This is a genomic window from uncultured Methanobrevibacter sp., assembly GCF_902774605.1.
Taxonomy (GTDB): Archaea; Methanobacteriota; Methanobacteria; order Methanobacteriales; family Methanobacteriaceae; genus Methanocatella.
The window spans coordinates 19,646-38,912 of sequence record NZ_CACYJE010000030.1 but is presented as its reverse complement, the minus strand read 5'-3'; the positions used below and the strand labels follow the sequence as shown (position 1 = coordinate 38,912).

Sequence of the window (19,267 nt, the reverse complement as noted above, 5' to 3'; positions counted from 1 at the left end):
GGATGGAGAGGTACCTGCCATTCAACATTTCATCAATCCTTTACATAAGCGTAATCGGCATTATCTTGGCTTTTCCAGGCATGCCGACATCAGAATTCGTTTTGAAGTATGTGTCTCAAGTTGAACTTTTGTCAATAGTGACCGTATTTCTGGCATACGTTGGTATTGGAATGGGCAAAAGCTGGAATGAATTCAAGGCATTGGGATGGAGAGCAATCGTAATAACAGTGCTTGTTATTGCATCAACATACTATGGAGCGGCAATTGTAGCGCACATCGTTCTAGTTTTAACAGGGGTTCCAATCGCATAATTGAATTGGGCATTGAATATTGTTTCAACTCATAACTTAACTATTTTAATACTACCTATTACATAATACTATTAGTGGGTGTTTTATGTTTTTACAAAATATTTCTAAATTTATATCAAACTATCGCTATGAACAGGCAACTGTGGAATCCATCACTACTGTAAAAGCAGCATTCCTGGACTTTTTTGGAGTAACCTATCGCGGAATCAAGGAGGATGCTTCAAAAATAGCATTAAACACCATTGGAGAAATATTTTCAACTAACGAGAATTCTAATTTAAAGGCAACTGTTATTGGAACGGGGATAAAAACAGATGTTTTGAATGCAGCATTCGTAAATGGTGTGGCTGCTCACACGCTGGAATTGGATGATGGTCACAGGGGAGCTCAAATCCATTTGGGAGCGGTGATTTTCCCAACCGCACTTGCCATTGCCGAAAGCTATGATTTAAGCGGAAAGGAATTCCTGGAGGGAGTCATGGTAGGTTATGAAGTGGGAATACTTCTGGGCAAAATAGTCAATCCCGAACACAGAAACAAGGGATTCCACACGACCGGAACAGTAGGTACTTTCGTTTCTGGAGTGGTTGCATCCAAACTCCTTAAGCTTGATGAAACTCAAATATTAAATGCATTGGGATTATGCGGAACACAAGCGGCCGGACTTCTCGAATCAGACCATGGCGGATCTATGGGCAAATCATTGCATGCAGGAAAAGCAGTGTATAATGGATTGCTATCAGCATTCCTTGCAAGAAACGGCTTCACAGGAAGCGGAACAATATTTGAAGGAAAAGAAGGATTTCTTAAAACAATGGTCTATGATGATGATTATGATGCAGAAAGCTTCTCACTTGAAGATGCACTTAAAGACGTTGGCAAAGTGCGCGTGAGAGACATATACTTTAAGAAATACCCATTCTGCAGGCACCTGCACTCCTCAATAGACACTGCACTGAAGCTGAAGGCAAGCATTGGAGAGGAATATGACCATATCAAGAATGTGGCAGTCAAGACTTATGCAATCGCCGCTGACCACAATAACTTCAATCCCAAAAACCTCGAGGAACTCAAGCAAAGCCTCCCGTATGCAGTGGCAATAGCGCTGGTTGTCGGGGAAGTCAGTGTAGATGAGATTAATCAACTGATAGAATTCGGCCTTTTGGATAACTACTCGACTGTCGATAAGGTTAACAGCATCAAGAACCTCGTCAATAACATGCTGTTATTATCTGATGATAAGTTAAACGAACTCTATCCGGACAAGAGACCTTCAAACGTCATTATAAAACTGGATGAGCACTTCAGAAACGGAGTGTTCCAGAACATCACCCTGCTTCCAAAGGGCGATTTCGAAAACCCGTTCCAGCTGCGCGACCTCATTGACAAGTTCAAGGGACTGAACCCTCAATATGACATCAACAATTTGACAGTGATCGATTCACTTGAAGAGTATACGATGAAATATGTCGTTCGAAAATTAAACGGTTAGGAGATGAGATTCATGGATGATACAATGGAATTCCTTAAAAAAATTGGTATTGAAGATGCTTCAAAAGATTACAATTCACCTAAGCGATTCGCTGATGGCGGACAGTATCGTTTTGAAGTTCCAGGAATACAGTCTCCAAAGACAATGAGGGCATTGCTTGAGGCATCCAAGGAAAATGACGTGTTCATTCACAGGGTAACCCAGACAAAGGGAATAATGATGCTCACTGATGAGGAAATCACTGAAATGGTCATGCTTGCAAAGGATTACGGATGCGAATTGTTCCTTTCAGTAGGTCCAAGAGCAACATACGACACTTCCGCTACAGTTCACACCAAGGAAGGAAGCAGGATCGGTTATCGCCTTAGAGGCTATGATAATCTGGTCTATGCAATAGAGGATGTTAAAAGAGCATGCAGGCTTGGCGTTCGCGGAATATTATTGTATGATGAGGGATTGCTATGGGTTTTAAACCAAATGAGAAGTGAAGGCGAAATTCCACAAAATGCCCATTTCAAATTATCCGCACATGCAGGCCATTCCAATCCGGCATCAGCAAAGCTATTGGAGGCCAATGGTTTAAACTCTTTAAACCCTGTTCGAGACCTTCAGATACCAATGATTGCGGCAATCAGGAAAGCAACTGACATGTCATTGGACTTGCATACTGAAAACCCGAAATCAACAGGAGGATTCATAAGACATTATGAGGTGCCAAGCTTCATTAAGGTGGCTTCTCCAGTCTATCTTAAAACCGGAGGGTCAGTCGCCGCCAATCATAATTGGGACACTACCGAAGCAGAAGCGGTTGCACGCATAAAACAGGTTAAACTTGTTAAAAGAATGATTGATGAATACTATCCAGAAGCTATCGCATCACCAGACAAATCAAGTGATCTGGCAACTCCAGAGTGATCATATGAGCATATCCGAAGAAGTTAGCGAAACAATCATTAAAGCTTCAACCACACTATCCGAAGACAAGCATAAAGCTTTAAAAGATGCCATATCAAGAGAGGAAGATGAGAATGCTAAATGGGCATTGGAAATAATTCTGGAAAACTATCAAGTCGCAGAGAAAAACAGATTCCCATTATGTGATGACACTGGAATTCCTCATGTGATAATTGAAATCGGTTCGAAAAGACAAATCACCGGTGAAATGCTGAACCAGATTCATGAGGGGATATATGACGGATTGAACAATCTTCCCGCACGCCCAATGGCAGTTAAAGGAAATGCCGTTGAAAGAATAGAGCAAAGCCAAGGATTATATGAAAAGCCAGGAATGCTTCGCCCCGCATCAGTGCTAATCGACAATGCCAATGACGAATCCACCTATAAGAGAGATATTTCCGAGGACACGCTGAACGTTCATCTTCTGCTTGAAGGGGGAGGTCCTGAAATCAGGTCCAAGACATATAGGGTTTACCATCAGCGTTCATTCGATAATGTGATAGGCACTGCCTGCGAATGGCTGGAATCATCCCTTAAAATGTTGGGCTGCACTCCATCGATACCTTCGATAGGCATTGGAAGAACACATTACGAGGCCACTTCACTACTGCTCAAATCGATTGCTTATGGAAGCCTTGATAATCAAAGCAGCGTTGAAAAGGAAATTACTGAAAGGTTAAACAACACCAATATCGGGCCGTTAGGCTTCGGCGGCAGGACTACTGTCTTAGGCACTTATTTGAATATTGGCAATCAAAGGGCAAGCGGCGTTAGGATAGTGTCAATCAGGCCGTCATGTTTTGTGGAGCCCCGCGTTGCTACAATAAAGTTATAAAGTTTATATAGTATTATAAAAGTATTTAAGATTAAGGTTAAAGGTTTTAGAAATGCAAGAAAATAATTTTAAAGTCAATCCAAAGTCTTTAAAAACTGCCATAACAAAAGTTGAAAAGGATAAGCTGGTTACCAGAGGTTACAATCAAAGGAATTTAATTGAAAAAATCCGCTATAGTGACATGGTTTACCTTTTATTGAAGGGTAAATTGCCGTCAGTCAAGCAAAGCAGGATTTTCAATCATGTCCTGGTTTCATTCTGCGACCATGGCGTAACCCCTCCAAGCACTCAGACTGCACGATTGATTGCCTCATCAGGCTCTCCAGTAAATTCAGCCGTGGCCGGGGCATTATTGTCATTTGGCCATAAGCATGCCGGCGCCATTGAAAAGGCAATGGAGCTATACCAATCAAGCATTAACTCCGCACGCTTAATTGATGATCCGGACATTGACAATAAGCAAATCGCAAGCTTGGCCATAGACATCTATAAGGATTATGTCATTAAGGGAAAGAAGGTTCCTGGTTTCGGCCACAGGTATCACAGTACCGACCCGAGAGCCGATAAACTGATAGAGGTTGCAATCAAAGAAGGTTTCATAGGCCCTCATATTAAACTGGCATTGGCTTTGCAAGACTTGGTGCATGAGAAAAAAGGCGTAAGGCTGAATGTGGATGGTGCAAACGCAGCAATCCTGTCTGATCTGGGTTTTGACCCTGAATTGGGATTGGGAGTGTTCATCATAGGAAGGGTGCCTGGAATAATCGCCCATATTCATGAGGAACATATGGATGAAGAGGAATTTCGAAGATTCTGCGACCTTGATGACATAGAGTACATGGGAGGAAAATAAAATGGAATTCATTGACGTGATAAATGAAAGATACAGTGTAAGGGGATACCTTGACAAGGAAGTTGAAAAGGAAAAATTGGAATACGTTTTAAAAGCGGCAACCATAGCGCCAACAGGCGTTAACGCACAGCCTTTTAAAGTTTATGTGATTGACACTAAAAAGTATAAAGACGAATTGTCTGAAATCTACTCTGCAAAATGGTTCGTGGAAGCGCCATTGGTCCTGGCAGTTGTTGGAATAAAGAATAAGGCATGGACCAGGCCATGGGACCAGAAGAACATTGCAGACATTGATGCAACTATTGTGATGGACCACATGATTCTTGCAGCCGCAGACGTTGGGCTTGGAACATGCTATATTGGGGCCTTCAAAAAGTACAGGGCTCATGAATTCCTCAACCTTGATGAGAACGAGGAAGTTGTATTGTTCACACCGTTAGGTTACGGAAATGCCGAGCCTAGGGACACTCCTAGAAAAGAATTGGATGAATTCGTTGTATACATGGATTAGAAAATGAGTTTATTTATCTTAAAGGCTAACGATTCTGAGGATATGGATAGGATATCTGCGGAATTGTTAGAAAATAAATTTAAAACAATAGAAAAACAGGATAACTTCATATTGATGAAGCGCAGAAGATACGGCAATGTCTTGATTCATGTGGTATGCTTGATTGTCGCGCTGATGTTTCTCTCCGTTGCGATATTCATAAATGTAATCTATTTCACATATTCCTTCCTGTGGGCATCTCCAAATGTTTTGATTACGACTGAAACAAAAGGGGAGGACGGTGAGGATTTGCAGTTCAACACAATGGATGAGGTCATGATGAAGGCGACAGCTATCCTATGATTTCATCAACGCTGTATTCTTCAATTTTCCTTATCAGCAATGGGTTTTCACAGTTGAGGTACTCGGATTCCTCACCGAGTTTCGCATTAATCAAGACCTCGTCAACAGTCGGCTCTGAAAACAGTGTCGATATGTCAGTGATGAACTCATCATAATCGTTTTGAACATTCTCATCGCTGAAACCCAAGCGCGGAAGTTCACCGGTCCACAAGTCATTGCCAGGTGAGAATTTCATGTCGACCACCTTGCCGTTCAGCATTTCGCCGTCAAGGGTAAGTGAAAAATTCTTATTTAAAATAATCCAAACTGCTCTTTCCATATTTAATAGTTTATACAAAATGATATAAATATTATGAATGACTAACTTTTCATTATGGCGAACATTAAAATGTTTAAATTGCTAGGTGTAATGTTGGCGTTAATGCTGATAGTATGGGCGATAGCACCATTCCTAAGGCACCAGCCAATAACCAATGATGTCATGGCCACCGCAATTATACTGATTCTGATTGCAATCGCATACTTCATCATACTGTTCAATCCCGGATGGACCAAGGCAGTGTTTTTCTTTGAAGGTATCGTCATAGGTGTAAGTGGGTATATGCTACTGGCTCATCCATACAATTTAGGCTTTGTTATTGTGGGTCTAATTATAGTTATCATTGCTATCCTTGCTTATTTGCAGAAATTACCTCCTAGTATATTGAAATGGTTCTATAGATAATTTATTTATCTTTTATTCTTTTTTTTATAAAATTTTTTCATGTAATTATTATTTTTTAAATACTTTTTTTAATTCAAAATACAATTTTACGAAGTCTAATCAAAATTGAATAGTAAAAGATATATATATTACACAACAAAAATAAGTACACCATGGTGATTAATTATGGCAGAGATATCAGACGCAATCGCAATGATAAAAAAAGCTGAATCTGATGCTGAACAACTCATTATTGATTCAGAGTCCCAATCCAAGGACTTAATCGCTGAATCACAAGTTAAAGCTGAAGAAATTATTTCCCAAGCTAAGCTAGCAGCAGAAGACGACGCGAAAGATACTGTTTTTGATGCAGAAGATAAAGCTAAAAAAGAGGCTCAATCTATTGCTGCGCAGTCCAAAAAAGATGTTCAAGCTTTAAAGGACAAGGCTATGGCAAATGTAGATGAAGCTGCTTCAATAATTGTCAAAAATATTTTGTAGTGTGAGATTATATGTTCAAGACAGCTAGAATGCGTAAAATTAGAATTGTTACACTGGATAAGTATGTAGCACCTACAGTGGACGCTCTCCACGAGTCAGGACTCATACAAATCAGTGATATTTCTGACAGCATTCAGCAAGATCCTGAATTAGCGGAGTTAGTAACTCCTTCAAAAGCCACTCCCTACACTGGTAAGTTATCTTCACTTCTCATGAAAACAAACGGTATATCTGAACTATTAGGAAATTCTTTATCAGAAGGCCATGGGTTAAAGGACACTTTAATGTCTTTTATTAGTCCAGATTTACCTGTTCAAAAAGAAGTAGAGAAACTAGACACTGAAGCTTTTATTGCAAAAGCTGAAGACACTTTATCCCAGGTAGAAGCTAAAACAAGCGTGATTGAAGGAAAACTGGCCGCACTCGACGCTGAAACAAGTGAACTACAGTCTAATAAAAGTTTGGCTAATCGCTTATCCAATTTTGACATGAATTTAGCTGACTTAAAAGATTCTAAGTACACTTCTACTACTGTTGGAAGGATTAATGCTGGATCTGCTTCAGAAATCAAAAATGAATTAAGTAACTTGACTGATGAATTAGAAATATTTACTGTTCCAAGCGATGATAAAGAGGGAGAAATCATCGTAGTGGTAACATTAAATGAATATAGTGATGATGTTTATTCAACACTTCGTAAGTTTGACTTTGAGAAAATTGAAGTAGGTGACGTTGAAGGAACCCCTCAACAAATCATTTCAAATGCTGATTCAAGACTCTTAACCATTGAATCCGAAAGAGCATCTGTCAAATCAGAATTAAGGGCAGTTGCGGAACAATGGGACGATGATATATTAGCACTCAAAGAACAATTAGAAAATGAAAAAGAAAAGAACGAAATCCTTTCCTCTTTTGTTCAAACCAAAGACGCTTACGTTCTTGAAGCATGGGTGCCTGTAAAGGATACCGAAAAGGTTGAACAATTGGTTGAAAAAAGTTCTGACGGACATTGTGCCTTTGAAACAATAGAGGTTGAAGGTACTGATGATGAAAATGTTCCAGTTCTACAACAAAACGGATGGTATGCAAAACCTTTCGAATACCTTGTTGATATGTACTCTCCGGTACGTTACAATGCAATGGACCCAACAATATTTGTTGCAATCACATTCCCATTCTTCTTCGGTTTCTGTTTAACCGATGCAGTTTACGGTTTAGTTGTAGCAGCTATTGGTGTAGTCCTGTTAAGAGGTATGGGTAAAGTTAAAGAATCAATGCATTCATTCGGTTGGATCTTAATCTGGTCAGGTCTGTGGGCCGTTGTACTAGGTTTGATAACCAATGGTTTTATTGGGGACTTCCCAGAAAGAATAGCTGGTTTCCGTTTACCAACTGTAATCCCTGCAGTTGAAGCGTTCGTACACCCAGACACTATCTTGATAATCGCTATCATTGTAGGTCTTATCTACACCAATATAGGATTCATATTAGGTGCTATCAACAACTTAAGATACGGAAACAAGAAAGAAGCTATCGGTTCTCAAATTTGTTGGTTTGTATTTGAAGCTGGTATTATCTTACTTGCCTTAGGATTCATGATGCCTGCAATAGGCATGATTGGAATGGTCCTTGGAGGAATTTTAGTAATTGCAACTATTGGAATGTTAGTATGGGCTAACGGTGCATACGGTGTAATGGATATCTTCGGTTACATGGGTGATGTATTGTCCTACGCTCGTCTTTTAGCATTATGTTTAGCTACTGGTGGTATTGCTATGACAGTAAACATCTTAGCACAAATGTTAGATCAAATGATTCCATTTGCAGGTGTTGTGCTTGCAGTATTCGTATTCATATTTGGTCATATTGCAAACTTCGCTTTCCAAGTATTAGGTGCATTTATTAACGCTTTACGTCTTAACTATGTAGAGTTCTTCTCACAATTCTTCATGGAAGGTAAAGGTAAATTCGAAGCTTTCAAAGCAAAAAGAACATTTACTAAAATTAAATAATTAAAAATTTTTCATTTAATATCTTAAAATAAAATTTAAAAAAATCAATATTATTTCAAAGGTGAATAAATATGGTAGAAATTGCTTTAGGTACTGCTTTAGCAGCTATTGGTGCTGGAGTAGCAATTGGTTTTGCTGGATTAGGTTCCGGTTTAGGGCAAGGTATGGCAGCTGCTGGATCTGTCGGTGCAGTAGCAGAAGACAATGACATGTTTGCAAGAGGTATTATTTTCTCTGCATTACCAGAAACTCAGGCTATTTACGGTTTCTTGGTTGCAATCTTATTATTAGTATTCTCCGGATTATTAGGAGGAGGACAAGGATTACCTACCGAAGCAGGTATTGTTGCTATCGGTGTAGGTGCATCCATCGGATTTGCTGGTTTAGGTTCCGGTATGGGACAAGGTATGGCAGCAGCATCCTCTGTAGGAGCAATTGTAGAAGACAATGATATGTTTGCTCGTGGTATTATTTTCTCCGCTTTACCAGAAACTCAGGCTATTTACGGTTTCTTGATTGCTATTTTACTCATGGTATTCGGTGGAATCTTAGGTTAAGGAGGCAATTTATATGAGCGCAGGCACAAGCAAAATTGTTGAAAGTATAATGTCTGTAGCCCAAGAGAAAGCTGATGTAATCATTCAAGATGCCAACGCTGAAGTTACAGCAATTCAAGCAAATGCTGAAAAAACTGCAGAAGCCGAAAAAACTAAAATTTTAGAAAATGGTAAAAAACAATCTGATATGAGATATCAGCAAATTATCTCTGAAGCTAAGATGAATGCTCGTAGAGCAGAATTAGGCGCTAAAGAAGAAGTTATAGAAGCTGCTTTCAATCAAGCTATTGGAGAATTAAAAGTTAAAGCTTCTTCTGGTGATGAAGAATATGAAGATTCTTTAAGTAAAATGATTAAAGAAGCTGCTGATGAAATTGGTAGTAAAGATTTAATTATCCAATTAAATGAAGCTGATACAAATCAACTTAAAAGCGAATTATCTGCAAATGGTTCAGACTCCTTCCAGTTAGAAGATGTCACTTTCACATTAGGTGAACCAATTGACGCTATGGGCGGAGCTATTTTAAAAACCGTTAATGGAGATATTGAAGTAAATAATACAATTGAAGCTAGATTAGAAAGATTTAAAAGTATCTTACGTAGTGAAGTTGCTGAAATATTATTTAAATAATTAGGAGGATAAATTATGGCAGATGGAATTGCAACATTAATAAGTTCTGTTGGGCTTACACAAGAAACATTCCTAGTGTTCTGTGTAATCGCAATACTTGTTGTTGGTGCAGTAGTTGTAATCATTACATCCAGACCAATTTTGGACATTTATCCTTATCTTAACCCAAGTGCAAGAGTAAGAGCAAGAAAAGGAAGATTATTTGATGAAAAACAAATTTCTGAACTTGTTGAAACCAACAACGTTGAAGAAGTTGAGAATTACCTCAAAAATACTCCTGACTATGCTGACGTGTTAGATGAATATCCACTCGACAAGGCATTAGACGTTGAACGTGCTAATACCTACGACTTCGTTGCAAGATTAGCTCCAAAGGACATTAAAAAGCCTTTTGATGTCATGTCTAAAAAAGCAGACATCGACAACATAAAAAGCCTTTTAACAGCTAAAGAAGTAGGCCTTACAGCTGACGAAACAAGAGAATTATTAATTCCTTGCGGATCACTGTACGAAGACCTGGATTCCTTGGCAGACTCCGAAAGCGTGACTGACATTGTAACAAGTTTAGACAACACTGAATATTCAACAGCACTAGAAGATGCTCTTCCACAATATGAAGATACTAAAATGATTCTTCCATTAGAATCAGCTTTAGATAAATATTACTTAGGCAAATTATTACGTTCTACTGATGTTCCTTCCGATGAAAACAAACAGATATTATACTCATATGTGGGAACACAAGTCGATGTAGCTAATCTAAAACTAATTATAAGGGCAAAAGAAGATGGCCTTGATTATGATGCAATCTCTCCTTATATATTAGAAGAAGGATACCAATTACGTGAATGGAAACTCAAAGATTTAATGGAATCCCCGGACGTTACAAACGTAGTTTCTGGATTAGAAGGAACAAAATATGCTGAAGCTTTAACTGACGTGATGCCAGTATACAACGATACCGGTTCAGTTGCAGTGTTCGAAAAGGCTTTAGACACATACGCTTCTGATTACTCAAAATCTTTAGCTTCTAAAAAACCATTAGGAATTGGTCCAATTATTGGTTATTTAAGTCAAAAAGAAAATGAAATTAAGAATTTAAAAATTATTGCAAGAGCAAAAAGAGAAGCAGACTTCCCTAATTCTAAAATCATGGAGATGTTAATATGAGTTCAGTAGCAATTATAGGTGATATTGACACTGTTTCAGGATTTAGATTAGGTGGTGTCAAACAAGCGGAAGTAGTTAATACTCCTGAAGAAGCTATCGCAGCTTTTGATAAATTTTTAGATGATGAAATTTCAATTATTATCATTACCCAATTAATGGCTAATGAAATAAGAAATCATATTAATAGGAAAATTGGTTCTAGTGTTTTACCAATGATAATTGAAATACCAGATAAAGATGGGTCCTCAGAAGGTTCATCTGATCAAATAAATGACCTTATTAAAAGAGTTATTGGGGTAGAGATGGTTAAATGATTATTGAAGGAAATATTATTAAGATTGCTGGGCCTGTTATTATTGCAGATGGTATGAGAGGGGCTCAGATGCTTGAGATGGTTAGGGTAGGTGACGAAAAGCTTATCGGGGAGATCATCGAATTAGAAGGTGACACCGCAACTATCCAAGTATACGAAGAAACAGCCGGTATTCAACCGGGTGAAGTAGTTGAATGTACTGGAGGTCCATTGTCAGTAGAACTCGGTCCTGGTGTAATGAGTTCTATTTTCGACGGAATTCAAAGGCCTTTAAGAATCATCAGAGAAGAATCTGGTGACTTCATTGCAAGAGGTATTGATGTAGACTCAATCAACAAAGAGAAAAAATGGGCATTCAAACCAGTAGCTAAAGTAGGAGACAAAGTAAAAGGCGGAGACGTACTTGGTGAAGTACAGGAAACAACTGCAGTTTTACACAAAATCATGGTTCCTCCAACAATGGAGGGAGAAGTTACAGAAATCGCAGCAGAAGGCGAATACACTGTATTAGAAGACATTGCAGCAGTTGACGGTGAAAAAATCCAAATGCTCCAAAAATGGCCTGTAAAAAGAAGTCGTCCATACATTGAAAAATTAGATCCAGATGTACCATTAGTAACTGGTCAAAGGGCACAAGACACTTTCTTCTCCGTAGCAAAAGGAGGAGCAGCTGCTATTCCAGGTCCTTTCGGATCAGGTAAAACAGTTACACAACAACAATTAGCTAAATGGGCAGACGCAGACATTGTGGTATATATCGGATGTGGAGAACGTGGTAACGAAATGACAGAAGTACTTACCGAATTCCCATTCCTCGACGACCCTAAAACTGGAAACCCATTGATGGACAGAACAGTTCTTATTGCAAACACTTCCAACATGCCGGTAGCAGCTCGTGAAGCATGCGTATACACTGGTATTACAATCGCAGAATACTACCGTGACCAAGGTTACGACGTAGCGCTCATGGCAGACTCAACCTCAAGATGGGCTGAAGCTATGAGGGAAATTTCTGGTAGGTTAGAAGAAATGCCTGGGGAAGAAGGTTACCCAGCATACTTAGCATCCAGATTAGCACAATTCTACGAAAGAGCTGGAAGGGTAAAAACTATCGGAACCGAACCTCATGTGGCTTCAATTTCCGTAGTTGGTGCAGTATCACCTCCTGGTGGGGACTTATCCGAACCTGTTACACAAAACACCTTACGTATCTGTAAAGTGTTCTGGGCGTTAGATGCATCCCTTGCAGATAAACGTCACTTCCCTTCAATCGACTGGCTACAAAGTTACTCATTATACGTAGACAGTATCGAAGGATGGTGGGCTGAAAACGTAGCTCCAGATTGGAGAGCAACCCGTGACCAAGCTATGGGATTACTGCAAAAAGAATCCGAGTTACAAGAAATTGTACAATTAGTAGGTCCTGATGCATTACCAGAAACTGACCAAGCTACTTTAGAAACTACCCGTATGTTAAGAGAAGACTTCTTGCAACAAAACGCATTTGATGATGTAGATACATACTGTGCACCAGATAAACAGTACAAAATGTTAAAAACCATTTTATTATTCTACAAAGAATCTCTTGCAGCAGTTAACAGAGGAGCTCCAATCGCAAACATTGTAGCATTACCTGTTAAAGAAGACATCGGTAAAATGAAATACATCCCACAAGAGGAATTTGATGCAAAAATTGAAGAAATTCAATCCGCAATTACTAAACAATGCAGTGAGGCTTAAAAATGAATACAAATATTAAAACAAGAGAATATACTACTGTATCTGAAGTCTCAGGTCCTTTAATGGTTGTTGAAGGAGTAGAAGGCGTTGGTTACAATGAAATTGTAGATATTGAAACACCTACTGGTGAAAAAAGAAGTGGTCAAGTTCTTGAAGTAACTAAAGATGTTGCTGTTATTCAGGTGTTCGAAGGAACTAGTGACTTAAACACAAAAGATACTAAAACAAGATTCACCGGTCAAACCGCAAAAATCGGTGTATCCAGAGACATGATGGGTCGTATCTTCAACGGTATCGGTAAACCTATCGACGGCGGACCAGAAATCATACCTGATGAAGAGTTAGACATTAACGGGTCACCAATGAACCCTGCTTCTCGTGAATTCCCTGAAGAATTTATTCAAACTGGTATCTCTACCATTGACGGAATGAACACATTAGTAAGAGGACAAAAACTTCCTATTTTCTCAGGATCTGGTTTACCTCACAACGATTTAGCTGTACAAATCGCAAGACAAGCTAAAGTATTAGGTGCAGACGATGAGTTTGCAGTAATTTTCGCTGCTATGGGTATTACAAACGAAGAAGCAAACTTCTTTATGAGAGACTTCGAACGTACCGGAGCATTAGAAAAATTAACAGTATTCATGAACTTAGCAGACGACCCTGCTATCGAAAGGATCTTAACTCCAAAAATGGCATTAACCACTGCTGAATATTACGCATTCACCTTAGGCATGCAAGTATTGGTTATCTTAACAGATATGACCAACTACTGTGAAGCTTTAAGGGAAATTTCCGCAGCTAGGGAAGAAGTGCCTGGAAGAAGAGGTTACCCTGGTTACATGTACACTGACCTTGCTGGTATTTATGAAAGGGCAGGACGTATTGACGGTAAAGAAGGTTCAATTACACAGATGCCTATCTTAGTTATGCCTCAAGACGATATTACTCACCCAATTCCGGACTTAACCGGTTATATTACAGAAGGACAAATCGTATTAAGTAGGGAAATCTCAAGGAAAGGTATTTACCCTCCTGTAGACGTACTTCCTTCACTTTCTCGTTTGATGAGTGGTGGTATCGGAGGAGACAAGACTCGTGATGACCACAGTGGTGTATCTGACCAACTCTATTCCGCATATGCTGAAGGTCGTGAATTAAGAGACCTCGTAGCGGTTGTAGGGGAAGAAGCACTTACCGAAAGGGACCAAAAATTCTTAGAGTTTGCTCAAGCATTCGAAGACCAATTCATTACTCAAAGTAAAGATGAAGACAGGACTATCTTCGAAACATTAGATCTTGGTTGGAACTTACTCAAAATCTTACCTAAATCTGAACTCAAAAGGGTTAAAGAAGAATTTATTGAACAATACCTTCCAAAAGATGACTAATCTCATTACAGTTAATGTAGGTGATTAAATGGCACAAGATATTATAGATGGAATTAATCCAACTCGTATGGAATTATTATCTCTTAAAAACAGGACTAAACTAGCTGTTAAAGGGCATGGTTTACTCAAGGAAAAAAGGGATGCTTTAATCAAAGAGTTTTTTGATATCTTGGATCGTGTCAAAGGTATTCGTGAAAACGCAGAAAAAAGTCTAAAAGAAGCAAATGAAGCTTTAGTCGAAGCTCAAATTGCTATGGGTGATTTAGCTGTAAGGAAAGCTTCCTTATCAGTTAAAGAATCTATTGATGTGGAAATCACATCAAGAAGCGTTATGGGTGTAGCAGTGCCTGTGACCAATGTTAAAATGGAAGAAAGGTCCATTATCGACAGGGGTTACGGTTTCTCTGACACCACTATCCAATTAGACGAAGCTGCAAAGAAATTTGAGGAATCTCTTAAGTATTTAATCGAACTTGGTGAAGTGGAGAAAACTATTTTCCTGCTTGCTGAGGAAATCGAAGCTACTAAACGTAGGGTAAATGCTTTAGAGCACATTATGATTCCAAGATTCCAAAATACTGAAAAGTATATTGATATGAGACTCCAAGAAATGGAAAGGGAAAACTTTGTAAGATTGAAAATGATTAGATCCACTATTGAGAAAAATGAAAAAGCGGCTGCTGCAGCTGAAGCAGCTCAAAATGCAGAAGCTTAAATTTTTCTTAATATTCTTCATTTTCTTTTATTTTTTATTATTTTTTTAAATAAACCAATATTATCATTTGATTTTAATAAAGAATATTTTTTAATTAGTTACTGTAAAAATTTTTTTTACTAGAAAATTTCAGAAAGCGTGTTAAATATGAAAAGAAATCCAATAGACCAGTTTATGAAGGACCCGGATAATAAGGCTAAAGTATTTATCTGGATGACTCGTGCAATGATTATCACTACTTTTATGATAACAATTGGAGTAATATTATTTATTCTTCATCTAGTTGGTTTCTTCTAGATGTTCTATTAACTATTTTAGTGGTAAATTCTATTTTTTCACATAATTTTCTAAAATCAGCGTCTGAGTCTATAATTGTCAGCAACGGCTCGTCTTTTTCTGTGATTGACCCGATGTGGGGAAGGTCATATATGTTGTCCAGGTTAATTTTTGAATATTTCATTCTTGTTGGTGAGTAGATTATTTTTTTATAGGCATACTTTCTTGCCTTTGGGATTTTTATGATCTCGCCCTGGCATGCCCTTATATGTGCGTCAAGCATGTTGATTCCATATGCCTTTTCAACGCATTCGAATGTTCCCTGCAACCTTGCATTTATTTCAATGACATATAATCCGTTTTCATTTAGGATATAGTCTATGCCGTTTGACCCCTTCAGCTTGAATTCATGCGCTAGCTTTTCTGAGGTTTCATTCATTTCTGATGTGATTTCATTGATGTTGTCAATTTCTGCGAGAATGGATTCTTCTGTTAGTGGCAGAATGTTTCCCACATAAATGAAGCTGTTGTTTTTTTCAAAGTCATTCATGGTGAGCAGTCTGGTGTTGGTTAGTGTTTTTGCATTGTTTCCTGTTGCAAGCACTGATGAGCTTAGGCTTATTCCTGTGACATATTCCTGGAGGATGAATTCATTATCATTAAATTCGACATCTGTATCATTATTCAATAGGTTGATGTCATACCCTCCACTTCCTTGAACGGGTTTTAAAATAAATTGATTCTTCGGATAATTTTCACTTATTTCAAAAGCTTCACCTATATCACTTACACTAAAAGTCATGGGAGTTAAGAATTCATTCTTGATTCTTTTGTAAAAATTATTCTTGTTCTCAATATCCTTAACATCCACATTTCCTAAAATCTTCTTTTGATCTTTTTTCCTAAAGTCAGACGGCGAAACGCCTGAAATCGGTATGATGTGGTCGACTTCATCGATAAAGTCAGAGGATATTTCAAGAATGTGCCTGCTGTCAAAATTCTCTTCAAAGATGCCGCAGCTTTCATCCTCGCTTTCATTCAGGATGATCTTCTGATTTTTGATGCATGGAGTGTCTGAAGTTGAAAAATAGCTGGTGGAATAAATGTCATAATCTAATTTCAATGCACTGTTAAGCATACTTCTTGTATCAATTCCAATAAGTAAAAGCTTTTCCATAAAAAAATATCCGTAAAAAAAGTTATTAGTAGTCCCGAGCGGAGTCGAACCGCCGTCTCCGGGTCCAAAGCCTAGAAGGATTACCACTACCCTACGGGACTAATCAATGTATTGTACTGTGTACAACATTTAATATATATTTATCATGTAGTATTTAAATCTATCGGTTATCCGATAAATTTTGATAAAATAAGCATTTTTCATGCCATATGCAATTAAAGCAAATTTCACAAACGCTCTCTTTCGTGCTGAAAATATCATCAATCCTATCAAACAACTCAACGGAATCATGTTCGATTGAAGTGTCAAAGTTTTTAAGCACTGCATTGTCCATGTTGACAATTCTTGCGTTCTGCTTTTCGTTTTCGCACATGTTGTTGATCAAGTTGGGACAGGACCTGCATATGTCATCTGGTGATGACACCAGTGTCACGGCGGTGCCTGGTTGCTTTCTTTTCACGTTGACATCAGTCATGTTCTCGGTGAATGACTCATCATAGCCATAGCCCTGAAAACCCTTAAGGCACAATAGGTGATGTCCTCTTAAAATAAGCTTCATTATAATCAAAAATAAAATAAAAAAAGAAAAAAAGTTTAAAAACTTTTTTTTTTTAGTCTTTTGGTAAAAATACCTTGGATACAGTTGCTGCACCTAATATTTTCACGATGTCTCCTGCAATGAATGGAATGAGTCCCATCATTAAAAGATCCATAACTCCGAATGAGGTTCCTTGTGAAGTTAGGAATAGTGCAAGGCCTGCTAAACCTGGAATATAAATTAATGCAAAGTTAGCGATTCCGATAACTGCAGTCATTCTAGTGAAGTTACGTGCATTTGCATATTTTTCGGTAATGTATCCGATAAAGTAAGATGCAATGATGAAACCAATTAAGAATCCTCCAGTGGAACCTAATAAGATTTCAAGTCCTCCGGTCATTCCACCAAACCATGGGATAAATGCTACACCTAAAATCACGTAAAAGATTTGGCTTAGGCATCCGTATTTTTTACCTAAGAATAAACCAGAACACAATACTGCAAATGTTTGAGCAGTAATAGGGACTGGAGTCCATGGAAGTGGGATAATTATTTGCGCCATTATACCAGTAAAGCATGCCATCAATAAAGACATGAGTACCTTAGTTGCAGTACTAGCATCTTGTATTCTTTCAAAAACATTTTTCCTAGTACTATAATAATTTTCCATATTTATATTCATTATATATCCTCCAATTTTTCGAATCCCAAATTTAATTTATGGGTAATGATATTTATTATTTCGTATAGTTCAGCAATCAGTGAACTGTTATTAGCTTGACATTTTGAGGTTTTTTAACGATGTTCATGGACTTGAATGCAACCAGTTTCTTGATTCCTTTTTCGGATGCAACATCCACTAACCTTTGGGAGATGACACCATCGAATATCACTGTATCTGCTGTGCCTTCAATATTCTTGATTTCCTCGTAAATATTTTCGACTTCAACTTCCTTGGTCATATTCAATGCTTCATCCAAGATGGCTCCGCAACCTGATCCTTCAAATTCTTTCAGCATGTCCTTCATGAGGCTGACTTCATCGTCTTCGATTTCAGGTTCTTTTACAGCTTGCTGCTTTTCGTTGCGGTTGTATCTTTGATGTTTTTTGTTGTGCCTGTTGTTGTCTTTCTTATGGCTGCTATTTGAATCGTTTAAGATATTTGAGGTGGCCAGGAATTGTGCGGTCGGAACCTTGTCCCTGAGTGCAACCAGGACCTCATCTTTTTCCAGGTCTTCAACTTCCTTGCCTTTTGGTGCACGGGTAATGTAGTCGACTTCACCAATTTGGAGCAACTCTTTCAGGATCAATTCTCCACCCCTGTCACCGTCAACAAATGCGGTTGTGGTTCTTTTTTTACTTAACTCTCCAATGGATTTAGGAACGCTCACTCCTTCAACAGCCACGGTATTTTTGATTCCGTACTTGAGCAGGTTTAAAACGTCGCTGCGTCCTTCAACCACGATGATCGCATCGGATGTGTGGATGCTAGGGCCTGCTGGCAGGCGGTCTGAACCGTACTCTGAGATTTCATGAACCCTCATGGCCTCCCTTACTTCCTCAATCATTTTCATGCTGGTAGGACCAACGCTTTCAACCATGTTCTTGTAGATTTCTTTTGCACGGTTGACGACTTGCTCCCTTTTGACTGCCCTTACGTCTTCAACTTTTAAGGTTTGAATTTCTGCTTCACAAGGACCAACCCTGTTGATTGTTTCGAGTGATGCAGCGAGTATGGCGGTTTCAACCCTGTCTAAACTGGAAGGAATTACAATTTCTCCCTTTGCCCTTCCACTATTTGAATGGATGTTCACTTGGATTCTTCCTATTCTTCCAGTTCTTTGGAGTTCTCTTAAATCTAAATCGTTACTTAATAAACCTTCAGTTTGCCCGAATACAGCACCTACGACATCTGGTTTTTCAACAATACCATTAGCTGTGATTTGGGCATGGATTAAATATTTTGTTGTTGTTAATTCTTCACCTTTTCCCATTTTTAAGCCTCCTGAGCTTAATTCAATCGGGATAATTTATGTAATGAAACTAAAAATATAAATTATTTTTAGGCGAGTAATTTGCATAAATTATACGATAATTTCGGTCTTTTGACCTTTTATACACTAAAAAGAGTTAATACATTTGGAGCGGGTTACTATTAAGGAATTACTTTATTTTCTGTTTTTATTGATTGATAAATCTCTTCTCTTTAATTTTTCCCTTAATAATAGTTTTTCTCCTG

Annotated in this window: 21 protein-coding genes, 1 tRNA gene and 1 pseudogene; 17 read left to right on the top strand and 6 right to left on the bottom strand. The window is 38.3% G+C overall.

Annotation, left to right across the window (positions count from 1 at the left end):
* The 7 genes and pseudogenes from QZU77_RS06800 to QZU77_RS06770 all read left to right on the top strand — a co-directional run.
* Window positions 1-311: pseudogene (locus QZU77_RS06800) on the top strand (hypothetical protein); the annotation flags it as partial.
* 85 nt (window positions 312-396) lie between these two features.
* Window positions 397-1,803, top strand: a complete 1,407-nt coding sequence (locus QZU77_RS06795) for an MmgE/PrpD family protein (RefSeq protein ID WP_295601969.1) — start codon at window positions 397-399, stop codon at window positions 1,801-1,803.
* A gap of 12 nt (window positions 1,804-1,815) precedes the next feature.
* Entirely contained in the window at window positions 1,816-2,718 is a 903-nt protein-coding gene (locus QZU77_RS06790) for a peptidase (RefSeq protein WP_295601966.1), read from the top strand.
* Between the two features lie 4 nt (window positions 2,719-2,722).
* The gene (locus QZU77_RS06785; RefSeq protein ID WP_295601963.1) at window positions 2,723-3,595 is read left to right on the top strand and encodes a fumarate hydratase; all 873 of its coding nucleotides are present in this window, start codon (window positions 2,723-2,725) and stop codon (window positions 3,593-3,595) included.
* A gap of 52 nt (window positions 3,596-3,647) precedes the next feature.
* The gene (locus QZU77_RS06780) at window positions 3,648-4,448 is read left to right on the top strand and encodes a citryl-CoA lyase (RefSeq protein WP_295601960.1); all 801 of its coding nucleotides are present in this window, start codon (window positions 3,648-3,650) and stop codon (window positions 4,446-4,448) included.
* Window position 4,449: 1 nt separating this feature from the next.
* Window positions 4,450-4,959, top strand: a complete 510-nt coding sequence (locus QZU77_RS06775; protein WP_295601957.1) for a nitroreductase family protein — start codon at window positions 4,450-4,452, stop codon at window positions 4,957-4,959.
* A 3-nt stretch (window positions 4,960-4,962) separates the two neighbouring features.
* Window positions 4,963-5,301: a hypothetical protein gene (locus QZU77_RS06770; protein WP_295601954.1), complete on the top strand. Its 339-nt coding sequence runs from the start codon at window positions 4,963-4,965 to the stop codon at window positions 5,299-5,301.
* On the opposite strand, the gene QZU77_RS06765 is transcribed toward QZU77_RS06770, so the two are convergent.
* Complete coding sequence (locus tag QZU77_RS06765) at window positions 5,291-5,620, bottom strand: hypothetical protein (RefSeq protein WP_295601951.1); 330 nt, start codon at window positions 5,618-5,620, stop codon at window positions 5,291-5,293. The genes QZU77_RS06770 and QZU77_RS06765 overlap by 11 nt on opposite strands.
* Before the next feature lie 54 nt (window positions 5,621-5,674).
* On the opposite strand from QZU77_RS06765, the gene QZU77_RS06760 reads away from it, so the two are divergent.
* The 10 genes from QZU77_RS06760 to QZU77_RS06715 all read left to right on the top strand — a co-directional run bounded on the left by QZU77_RS06760 (window position 5,675) and on the right by QZU77_RS06715 (window position 15,037).
* Window positions 5,675-6,025 carry a hypothetical protein gene (locus QZU77_RS06760; RefSeq protein ID WP_295601948.1) on the top strand — a complete coding sequence of 117 codons (351 nt, stop codon included), beginning with the start codon at window positions 5,675-5,677 and terminating at the stop codon, window positions 6,023-6,025.
* A 165-nt stretch (window positions 6,026-6,190) separates the two neighbouring features.
* Window positions 6,191-6,505, top strand: coding sequence for a V-type ATP synthase subunit H (locus QZU77_RS06755; RefSeq protein ID WP_295601945.1), 315 nt, complete (start codon window positions 6,191-6,193; stop codon window positions 6,503-6,505).
* 11 nt (window positions 6,506-6,516) lie between these two features.
* The gene (locus QZU77_RS06750; protein ID WP_295601943.1) at window positions 6,517-8,517 is read left to right on the top strand and encodes a V-type ATP synthase subunit I; all 2,001 of its coding nucleotides are present in this window, start codon (window positions 6,517-6,519) and stop codon (window positions 8,515-8,517) included.
* A gap of 71 nt (window positions 8,518-8,588) precedes the next feature.
* Window positions 8,589-9,074, top strand: coding sequence for a V-type ATP synthase subunit K (locus QZU77_RS06745; RefSeq protein WP_069573492.1), 486 nt, complete (start codon window positions 8,589-8,591; stop codon window positions 9,072-9,074).
* A 13-nt stretch (window positions 9,075-9,087) separates the two neighbouring features.
* A complete protein-coding gene (locus tag QZU77_RS06740) occupies window positions 9,088-9,705 on the top strand; it encodes a V-type ATP synthase subunit E (RefSeq protein ID WP_295601940.1) in 618 nt (205 codons plus the stop codon).
* 15 nt (window positions 9,706-9,720) lie between these two features.
* The gene (locus tag QZU77_RS06735; protein ID WP_295601937.1) at window positions 9,721-10,875 is read left to right on the top strand and encodes a V-type ATP synthase subunit C; all 1,155 of its coding nucleotides are present in this window, start codon (window positions 9,721-9,723) and stop codon (window positions 10,873-10,875) included.
* A complete protein-coding gene (locus QZU77_RS06730; protein ID WP_295601935.1) occupies window positions 10,872-11,189 on the top strand; it encodes a V-type ATP synthase subunit F in 318 nt (105 codons plus the stop codon). Before QZU77_RS06735 ends, QZU77_RS06730 begins: the two co-directional genes overlap by 4 nt.
* Window positions 11,186-12,928, top strand: a complete 1,743-nt coding sequence (locus QZU77_RS06725) for an ATP synthase subunit A (RefSeq protein ID WP_295601933.1) — start codon at window positions 11,186-11,188, stop codon at window positions 12,926-12,928. The genes QZU77_RS06730 and QZU77_RS06725 overlap by 4 nt, the downstream gene beginning before the upstream one ends.
* Before the next feature lie 2 nt (window positions 12,929-12,930).
* Window positions 12,931-14,322 carry a V-type ATP synthase subunit B gene (locus tag QZU77_RS06720; protein ID WP_292893186.1) on the top strand — a complete coding sequence of 464 codons (1,392 nt, stop codon included), beginning with the start codon at window positions 12,931-12,933 and terminating at the stop codon, window positions 14,320-14,322.
* Window positions 14,323-14,350: 28 nt separating this feature from the next.
* Entirely contained in the window at window positions 14,351-15,037 is a 687-nt protein-coding gene (locus tag QZU77_RS06715) for a V-type ATP synthase subunit D (protein WP_295601927.1), read from the top strand.
* Window positions 15,038-15,305: 268 nt separating this feature from the next.
* On the opposite strand, the gene QZU77_RS06710 is transcribed toward QZU77_RS06715, so the two are convergent.
* The 5 genes from QZU77_RS06710 to dnaG form a co-directional block, all read right to left on the bottom strand.
* Window positions 15,306-16,490: an ATP-grasp domain-containing protein gene (locus QZU77_RS06710; protein WP_295601923.1), complete on the bottom strand. Its 1,185-nt coding sequence runs from the start codon at window positions 16,488-16,490 to the stop codon at window positions 15,306-15,308.
* Between the two features lie 29 nt (window positions 16,491-16,519).
* Window positions 16,520-16,591, bottom strand: a tRNA-Gln gene (locus QZU77_RS06705).
* 59 nt (window positions 16,592-16,650) lie between these two features.
* The gene (locus QZU77_RS06700; protein WP_295601920.1) at window positions 16,651-17,049 is read right to left on the bottom strand and encodes a DUF1284 domain-containing protein; all 399 of its coding nucleotides are present in this window, start codon (window positions 17,047-17,049) and stop codon (window positions 16,651-16,653) included.
* Between the two features lie 52 nt (window positions 17,050-17,101).
* A complete protein-coding gene (locus QZU77_RS06695) occupies window positions 17,102-17,704 on the bottom strand; it encodes a biotin transporter BioY (protein WP_366208869.1) in 603 nt (200 codons plus the stop codon).
* An 82-nt stretch (window positions 17,705-17,786) separates the two neighbouring features.
* A complete protein-coding gene (gene dnaG / locus QZU77_RS06690; protein ID WP_295601915.1) occupies window positions 17,787-19,022 on the bottom strand; it encodes a DNA primase DnaG in 1,236 nt (411 codons plus the stop codon).
* Between the last annotated feature and the right edge of the window lie 245 nt (window positions 19,023-19,267).

Coding starts and splice junctions, on each gene's coding strand:
- QZU77_RS06755 (WP_295601945.1), top strand. CDS start 6,191: ATGGCAGAGATATCAGACGCAATCGCAATGATAAAAAAAGCTGAATCT.
- QZU77_RS06740 (WP_295601940.1), top strand. CDS start 9,088: ATGAGCGCAGGCACAAGCAAAATTGTTGAAAGTATAATGTCTGTAGCC.
- QZU77_RS06790 (WP_295601966.1), top strand. CDS start 1,816: ATGGATGATACAATGGAATTCCTTAAAAAAATTGGTATTGAAGATGCT.
- QZU77_RS06750 (WP_295601943.1), top strand. CDS start 6,517: ATGTTCAAGACAGCTAGAATGCGTAAAATTAGAATTGTTACACTGGAT.
- QZU77_RS06710 (WP_295601923.1), bottom strand. CDS start 16,490: ATGGAAAAGCTTTTACTTATTGGAATTGATACAAGAAGTATGCTTAAC.
- QZU77_RS06725 (WP_295601933.1), top strand. CDS start 11,186: ATGATTATTGAAGGAAATATTATTAAGATTGCTGGGCCTGTTATTATT.
- QZU77_RS06715 (WP_295601927.1), top strand. CDS start 14,351: ATGGCACAAGATATTATAGATGGAATTAATCCAACTCGTATGGAATTA.
- QZU77_RS06730 (WP_295601935.1), top strand. CDS start 10,872: ATGAGTTCAGTAGCAATTATAGGTGATATTGACACTGTTTCAGGATTT.
- dnaG (WP_295601915.1), bottom strand. CDS start 19,022: ATGGGAAAAGGTGAAGAATTAACAACAACAAAATATTTAATCCATGCC.
- QZU77_RS06745 (WP_069573492.1), top strand. CDS start 8,589: ATGGTAGAAATTGCTTTAGGTACTGCTTTAGCAGCTATTGGTGCTGGA.
- QZU77_RS06760 (WP_295601948.1), top strand. CDS start 5,675: ATGGCGAACATTAAAATGTTTAAATTGCTAGGTGTAATGTTGGCGTTA.
- QZU77_RS06785 (WP_295601963.1), top strand. CDS start 2,723: ATGAGCATATCCGAAGAAGTTAGCGAAACAATCATTAAAGCTTCAACC.
- QZU77_RS06720 (WP_292893186.1), top strand. CDS start 12,931: ATGAATACAAATATTAAAACAAGAGAATATACTACTGTATCTGAAGTC.
- QZU77_RS06765 (WP_295601951.1), bottom strand. CDS start 5,620: ATGGAAAGAGCAGTTTGGATTATTTTAAATAAGAATTTTTCACTTACC.
- QZU77_RS06770 (WP_295601954.1), top strand. CDS start 4,963: ATGAGTTTATTTATCTTAAAGGCTAACGATTCTGAGGATATGGATAGG.
- QZU77_RS06735 (WP_295601937.1), top strand. CDS start 9,721: ATGGCAGATGGAATTGCAACATTAATAAGTTCTGTTGGGCTTACACAA.
- QZU77_RS06795 (WP_295601969.1), top strand. CDS start 397: ATGTTTTTACAAAATATTTCTAAATTTATATCAAACTATCGCTATGAA.
- QZU77_RS06780 (WP_295601960.1), top strand. CDS start 3,648: ATGCAAGAAAATAATTTTAAAGTCAATCCAAAGTCTTTAAAAACTGCC.
- QZU77_RS06775 (WP_295601957.1), top strand. CDS start 4,450: ATGGAATTCATTGACGTGATAAATGAAAGATACAGTGTAAGGGGATAC.
- QZU77_RS06700 (WP_295601920.1), bottom strand. CDS start 17,049: ATGAAGCTTATTTTAAGAGGACATCACCTATTGTGCCTTAAGGGTTTT.